This window comes from Oceanobacillus jeddahensis (genome assembly GCF_000750635.1).
Lineage (GTDB): Bacteria > Bacillota > Bacilli > Bacillales > Amphibacillaceae > Oceanobacillus > Oceanobacillus jeddahense.
This window is the reverse complement of record NZ_CCDM010000009.1, coordinates 135,569-142,518: the sequence shown is the minus strand read 5'-3', so window position 1 is coordinate 142,518 and position 6,950 is coordinate 135,569. Positions and strand designations below refer to the sequence as shown.

Annotated in this window: 6 protein-coding genes; 1 reads left to right on the top strand and 5 read right to left on the bottom strand. The window is 40.9% G+C overall.

Translation table 11 applies throughout. From position 1 onward, the window contains the following. The first annotated feature begins 761 nt into the window (after nt 1-761). A complete protein-coding gene (locus BN986_RS25050) occupies nt 762-998 on the top strand; it encodes a hypothetical protein (RefSeq protein ID WP_040985407.1) in 237 nt (78 codons plus the stop codon). A gap of 120 nt (nt 999-1,118) precedes the next feature. Here the strand turns inward: BN986_RS25050 and BN986_RS25045 are convergent, their stop codons facing one another. The 5 genes from BN986_RS25045 to BN986_RS25025 are packed head-to-tail and all read right to left on the bottom strand — an operon-like array spanning nt 1,119 to nt 6,197. Next, nucleotides 1,119-2,648, bottom strand: coding sequence for an acyl-CoA carboxylase subunit beta (locus tag BN986_RS25045; RefSeq protein WP_040985405.1), 1,530 nt, complete (start codon nt 2,646-2,648; stop codon nt 1,119-1,121). 22 nt (nt 2,649-2,670) lie between these two features. Continuing rightward, entirely contained in the window at nt 2,671-3,450 is a 780-nt protein-coding gene (locus BN986_RS25040; protein ID WP_040985403.1) for an enoyl-CoA hydratase, read from the bottom strand. A gap of 21 nt (nt 3,451-3,471) precedes the next feature. Continuing rightward, nucleotides 3,472-3,681, bottom strand: a complete 210-nt coding sequence (locus BN986_RS25035) for an acetyl-CoA carboxylase biotin carboxyl carrier protein subunit (RefSeq protein WP_040985402.1) — start codon at nt 3,679-3,681, stop codon at nt 3,472-3,474. Then, nucleotides 3,671-5,038: an acetyl-CoA carboxylase biotin carboxylase subunit gene (locus tag BN986_RS25030; protein WP_040985400.1), complete on the bottom strand. Its 1,368-nt coding sequence runs from the start codon at nt 5,036-5,038 to the stop codon at nt 3,671-3,673. The genes BN986_RS25035 and BN986_RS25030 overlap by 11 nt, the downstream gene beginning before the upstream one ends. A 16-nt stretch (nt 5,039-5,054) precedes the next feature. Next, nucleotides 5,055-6,197 (bottom strand): acyl-CoA dehydrogenase family protein, encoded by a 1,143-nt coding sequence (locus BN986_RS25025; protein WP_040985398.1) that lies wholly within the window; start codon nt 6,195-6,197, stop codon nt 5,055-5,057. Nucleotides 6,198-6,950: the final 753 nt, after the last annotated feature.

Sequence of the window (6,950 nt, the reverse complement as noted above, 5' to 3'; positions counted from 1 at the left end):
AGAACTTAAATAGCCTGACACCGTTGGAATGTCGGTACCAGGCTGTTGCATAGAATTTTTGTTTTTTTACTGTCTACTTGACAGGGAGCAGTTCACCGCTGCGGCGGACCGTTTTGCTTTCCTAGGGACACGCTCTTCAGCTAACTTTTGCCAGGAAGAGCGCTTGGCAAAAGTGGATCTTCAGATGGTGCTGATCCCTCAGGAGTCAAAACAGTCCGCCTCCGCTAGTAGGCGCAGGATATTCTATATGGTATGAAACAGTTGACTAAATAGAAGTTAGATCCAACAGAATATATTTTTTGTGGTGCATGGTAAAAATGTTCAGCAATGATTACTTTTTGTGCATGAAAGCTATTCTTGATAATAACTATCCATGCTGTCATGATTGGTTGTTCAGGCGAAAGCTGCTATTTCGTCCAACTCAGCAAAATGTTATCTCTTTCATTCGCTGTAGAATCCTATCAGAGCGGAGGCCAACCACGCAGACTCCTATGGGAACAGGGCGAGCTGAAGATCCACTTGAAAAGCGGTTTTTCTTTTCAAGTTAGCTGAAGCCGTCCCCATGGAAAGCGGAGTGGTTGGCCGGAGCGGGAGCTATGCACAATCATCAATTCCCAAATGGCCGGATATCTAACCAAAAGCAAGCATGGTAATGGCATGATAATAGAGAATATGTTCATCTTGAAATAGCAAGGTATATATGCTTTTTCTTAGGTGTGAAAGTTGAGTAAATAATATACCGGCAAGGATGGAGGGATAGGTTGGGATATCTATTAGGCGGTATTTTTTGTATCTGGGGCATTATTATAATCGTCAATGGGATTTTCAAAATGAATGAAAATGATTTTAAAGCGAAAAGTCGATTCTTTACAAATGTTTTTTTTGAATTGGAGTTTATCACAATCTTTTTACGAAAATTGCCGGTAGCAGCAATTAAGAGCAGTGTCATTTTAATAGGAACTGCTTTTGTTGGTTTTGGTCTTTACTTGTTTGTCTAAGAAGTATGAAAACGCTTAGGAAAGCTACTCCTAAGCGTTTTCATTTGCTATAAAGTGAAACTTCCTTCTGAGGGAGTCTTATAGCCCGTTACACTGCGATAAAAAGCAGGATTAATTAAACTAAACAGGATACACCCCATGTTTTCGTTCCGTAAATTGCTTTTTCTTATTCTGATAAACGGAAAAGCGTCTTGTCAGCTCACTTCTGAGATGATCCGGGTTAATAATATCATCGATAATCATTTCAGAAGCTAATCGGTAAATATCAATATTCTCTTTATAAGCCGCCTGCTTTTCCTGAATATAAGCTGCTCTCTCTTCTTCAGGAAGCTGGGCAATTTTATTTGCTTCTACTGCATTTATTGCTGCTTCCGGCCCCATCACAGCGATCTGGGCATTTGGAAAAGCTAAACAGCAATCCGGGTCAAAAGCAGGTCCTGACATCGCATATAAACCGGCTCCATATGCTTTACGGACAATAACCGAAATTTTAGGAACCGTTACCTCGCTCATCGCAAACAGCATTTTTGCACCATGGCGAATAATCCCTTCCTTCTCTACTCTTGTTCCAATCATAAATCCGGGTACATCTGTTAAAAACAGTAACGGTATCTCAAACGCATCACATAATTGGATAAATTTTGTTGCTTTATCTGCAGAATCTGTAAAAAGAACGCCTCCTTTTACACGCGGTTGATTTGCAATAATTCCTACACTCCGCCCATCCATACGGGCAAGTCCTGTGATTAATTCCGGAGCAAAACGCTTTTTTATCTCGCAAAAGCTGTCTGCATCAATGATACGATCAATCAGTTCATACATATCAAAAGCCGCATTTTGATTTTCCGGAATAATTTCACTGATTGGTTTATCAAAAGCTTTAGGTGCTACGGAGTCCACATGTTTTGGTTTTTCACGAAAATTAGCAGGAAAGTACGTTAAATACTTCTGCGCAAACTGAATGGCTTGCTCTTCCGTATCTACTAAAACATCCCCTACTCCGGAAGTTGTGCAATGCATTTTTGCACCGCCCATTTCTTCTAAAGAAACTTTCTCGCCAATAACCTTTTCAGCCATTCGTGGAGAACCTAGATACATCGAAGCATTCCCATCAACCATGACAACAATATCACAGAAAGCGGGGATATATGCACCGCCAGCAGCAGAAGGCCCAAATAGTAAGCAGACTTGCGGTACTCTTCCTGACAACTTAATTTGATTGTAAAAAATACGTCCTGCTCCTCTTCTTCCCGGGAACATATCAATTTGATCTGTGATCCGGGCTCCAGCAGAGTCAACCAGATAAATCATGGGTACTTCCAGCCGTTCTGCCGTTTCTTGGATCCGCAAAATTTTCTCCACTGTCCGCTGTCCCCAACTTCCTGCTTTAACAGTAGAATCATTTGCCATCGCACAAACCGTCTGACCATTTATTTTTCCTGTCACCGTAATCACGCCATCTGCAGGTAAATCCTCATCCATCGCATTGGCAAATAAACCATCCTCAATAACGTCATGAGAATCAAAAAGGAGATGGATTCTTTCCCTTGCAAAAAGCTTGCCTTTTTCGGCATTGCTATCATGGTATTTTTGTTTCCCTCCTTTTTTTATCTTTTCCATACGCTGCTCCAGCTCTTCTTCCATACGCATATAAGCATACTCCTTTCCAGCATTAGCTTCCGTGATAGTCAGGCTTTCTTTTTTCTTGAAATGCGAGCAAGCCCTCTTTCCTGTCGTTTGTCGGGATAACCTTTAAATAGGATTCATGTTCGAGTTGAATGGCTTTATCTATTGAAAGATCAATTCCCTGATTAATAGCTTTTTTAGCCTGTTTCATAGCGATTGGACCATTTTGGCTTATTTTACGGGCAATACTAATTGCTTCATCTTGTAAAAAAGAAGGAGCGACTGACCGCTCAATCAGTCCAATTGCTAATGCATCCTCCGCTGAAATTGATTTGGCAGTATAAATAAGTAATTTTGCTTGCCCTAATCCGATTAACCTCGGCAATCTCTGTGTGCCCCCTGCACCTGGTATAATCGCCAAGGATGTTTCTGTTAACCCCAGCTTCACATGATTCGCAGCAATACGCAGATCACAAGCCAAAGCAAGTTCTAAGCCGCCACCAAAAGCGACACCATTAATCGCAGCGATAACAGGTACCTCTATTTTTTCGATAGAATCGCACATGTTGCTTATTTTCTGTACAGCAGCAATAACTTCTTCATCATTCATTGTCTTCCGCTCTTTTAAATCTGCACCGGCACAAAAAGCCTTTTCTCCACTTGCGGTTATAATCACACAGCGAATTTCTTCATCAGTATTGATTTTTTGAATACACTTCTCTAAATCCGTTAATAAATCCGAAGACAAAGCGTTTGCAGCTTCTGGCCGATTTAATGTGATTATGACTATATTTTTATCAACCGTTTCGTAGTTTACAAGTTGCATAGGTATCCACCCCAAACTGATTTATTCAACGATTGCTATCGTATCTCCTTCATTTACAAAATCGCCTTCCTGGACCTTCCATTCTTTTAAAGTGCCTTTCTCCTCAGAAGCAATCGGAATTTCCATTTTCATAGATTCCAAAATAACGACATCCTGTCCTTCTTCTACCGCTTCCCCCTGCTGTACTGTAATTTTCCATACGTTTCCTGCCATTGATGCTTTAATTTCCATCTTTATTTCCTCCTCTATCTGGATGATAATGTTTACTTAAAAAGTCTGTTTGTGTATCACCTTTTTTAAATGCTTCGTACGTTATAATTTCCTGAAGCATTGGTATATTGGTTTTAATGCCTTCTATTTTAAACTGTAGCAGTGCTTTTTCTAATTTTTCCACTGATTCGGACCGGTTTTCTCCATAAACGATGAGTTTCGCAATCATCGGATCGTAAAATGGCGTTACCGTATCTCCGGAAGCAACAGCGCACTCATTACGGACGTTCTTTCCATGCGGTAATTCCAATGTTGTAATTTTACCAGGTGATGGGAAAAAACGAACCGGGTCTTCTGCGTAAATTCTTACTTCAATCGCATGCCCTTTTCTTGTTATGTCTTCTTGCGTAAAGGGGAGCTTTTGGTGATTCGCTATGCTTATTTGTTCTTTAACAATGTCAATGCCTGTTATTTCTTCCGTAATTGGATGTTCTACTTGAATACGAGTATTCATTTCCAAAAAGTAAAATTGTTCTGATTCATCGACGAGAAATTCAATTGTTCCGGCGTTGGTATAATGAATCGCCTCAGCAGCAATAACAGCTGTTTTTCCTAATTCCTTACGAAGTGCTTCCGAGATAGACGGAGAGGGCGCTTCTTCTAACACCTTTTGATTCCTGCGCTGAATCGAGCATTCTCTTTCAAATAAATGAACAGTATGTTGATGGTGGTCAGCTAACACCTGTACTTCTATATGTCTACTGTTTGTTATGTGCTTTTCTAAAAACATTGCCCCGTCTCCAAAGAAAGATGCAGCACGCTTCGAATTGTTTTCAAAAGCTTTTTTCAGCTTCTCGGAAGAGTCCACGATCTCCATGCCGATACCTCCGCCGCCTGCGGATGCTTTTAACATAACCGGATAGCCGATTCGTTCTGCAAGCGTGACAGCTTCTTCTGCCGATTCCACCGCACGATCTGTACCGGGAATTACGGGTACACCAGCTTCTATCATTGCTTTTCTGGCTTCAATTTTACTCCCCATCAACCTTAAAATATCTGCTTCAGGACCAATAAAAATTATCCCCGCTTCTTTGCATCGTTCAGCTAATGCCGGGCTTTCACTCAAGAAACCATAGCCAGGATGAATCGCATCCGTGTTTGTCTTTTTTGCAACTTCAATCATTTTATCTAACTGCAGATAGCTTTGCTGCACTTGAGAAGGTCCAATATGATATGCTTCATCAGCTTCTTGTTTAAACAAAGCATTTTCGTCAGCGTCGGAATAGATTGCGACTGTCTTTATGTCTAATTGTTTGCAGCTGCGGATAATTCTTCTGGCAATCTCGCCGCGATTAGCAATTAATATTTTTTGTATCATCGGCTTCTCTCCTTCTCTAGCATCCTAGCTTTCTAGCAATAACCAAGCGTTGAATTTCAGATGTTCCTTCTCCAATTTCTAATAATTTAGCGTCCCTAAGCAGCCTCTCCACTTCATATTCACGCATATATCCATAGCCGCCATGAATTTGAATCGCCTGATTTGCCGCTCGAAATGCCATTTCTGTTGCATACAACTTGGCATATGCAGCTTCTTTGGAAAAATCTCTATGTTGATCCTTTAACCAGGCTGCTTTATATACCATATTTCGTGCCAATTCAATTTCCATTGCCATATCCGCTAATTTAAATTGAATCGCTTGAAAACTGGAGATGGACTTGCCGAATTGTTTACGGTCTTTTGCATACTGTAAGGAACGATCTAAAGCAGCCTGCCCAATCCCGACAGCTAATGCCGCAATAGAGATCCTCCCGCCATCTAATGTTTTCAAAAATTGTTGATGTCCTTGATGTTCTATACCAAGTAAGTTTTCTTTAGGAACACGGACATTATCTAAAATAACTTCCGCGGTATCTGATCCGCGAACGCCCATTTTGTCATAATCACTGCGGACGGTTAACCCTTCGGCATCTGTTGGCACAATAATCGCAGAAATTTTATTCTTATTATTCGCATCTTTTTTGGTAACCGCTGTTACAATAATAAAATCTGCAAAACTGGCATTCGTGATAAAGCATTTTTCCCCTTGAATAATATATTCATCTCCATCTCGTTTGGCAGTTGTTTTTGTTCCCCCAGAATCGGATCCGGCGTTAGGCTCTGTTAAACCGAAAGCTCCTAAAGAACGTCCTTCGGCAATTGGTTTTAAAAAAGTTTGTTTTTGCTCTTCTGTTCCAAAATAATAAATGGGACTGGCTCCTAAAGATACTGCTGCTGCATAACTTAGTCCTGTACTTCCGCAGCGTTTGCCAATTTCCTCTACAGCGATTGCATACGAAAGCGTATCACCGTCAGAGCCTCCGTATTCTTCAGGAAATGGGATCCCTAATAAACCAAGCCCTCCCATATCTTGAAAAATATCTTCTGGGAAAGCTGCATTAACATCGATATCCATTGCTCTTGGACGAATGCTTTGTTCTGCAAAATCAGAAACCATCCGCTGAATCATTTTTTGTTCTTTGGTTAAATCAAAATCCATTCTCGTGCCCCCTTTTTGCTCTTAATGAATGCGTTTCCATTTATATTTTATCAAAAGCTGGGGATTAGGCAAAGAAAAAGATAAAAAATCTTTTTTGAATGGCTACATTTACACTTTAAGAAAACATAAAATTTTAGCGACGGTTTTCGATAGGGCAAGTAACCGCAGCCCCAGGAATCACGGGTTTAGTCTGCAAATCACTTTAGGATTCTCCGTGATTGGCCTGCGCTCTGATAGGACTCTACAGCGAATGAAAGAGCTAACATTTTGATGAGTTTGACGAAATAGCAGCTTTCGCCTAAACAGCCAATCATGACAGTATGGATATGAAGTACAGGGAATAGCTTTTGTGCACAGAACGTAATCTTGGCGGAAGGTTTTAGCATGCAGCATGAAAAATAAGTTCTATCTGATCAAACATCTATTGGGTAAGTTGTTTTTTTTCGTATAGACTATCTGACTAGCGGAGGCGGACCGTTTTGACTCCTGAGGGATCAGCACCATCTGAAGATCCACTTTTGCCAAGTGCTCTTCTTGGCAAAAGTTAGCTGAAGAGCGTGCCCCTAGGCAAACTAAAGTCGCAACGTCCTGGGGTTGGGGCTGCGATTACTCGCCCCATCGAAAACATTTGTACGTCGGAAAGCAAAACTGTCCGCCGCAGCGGTGCCTTACACTTCACCTTCTATTCTTTGTCTAATGAAGTTACTTTTTAATGTACGAAAGTTGATTTATATACAAAAAATCTCCCTAACA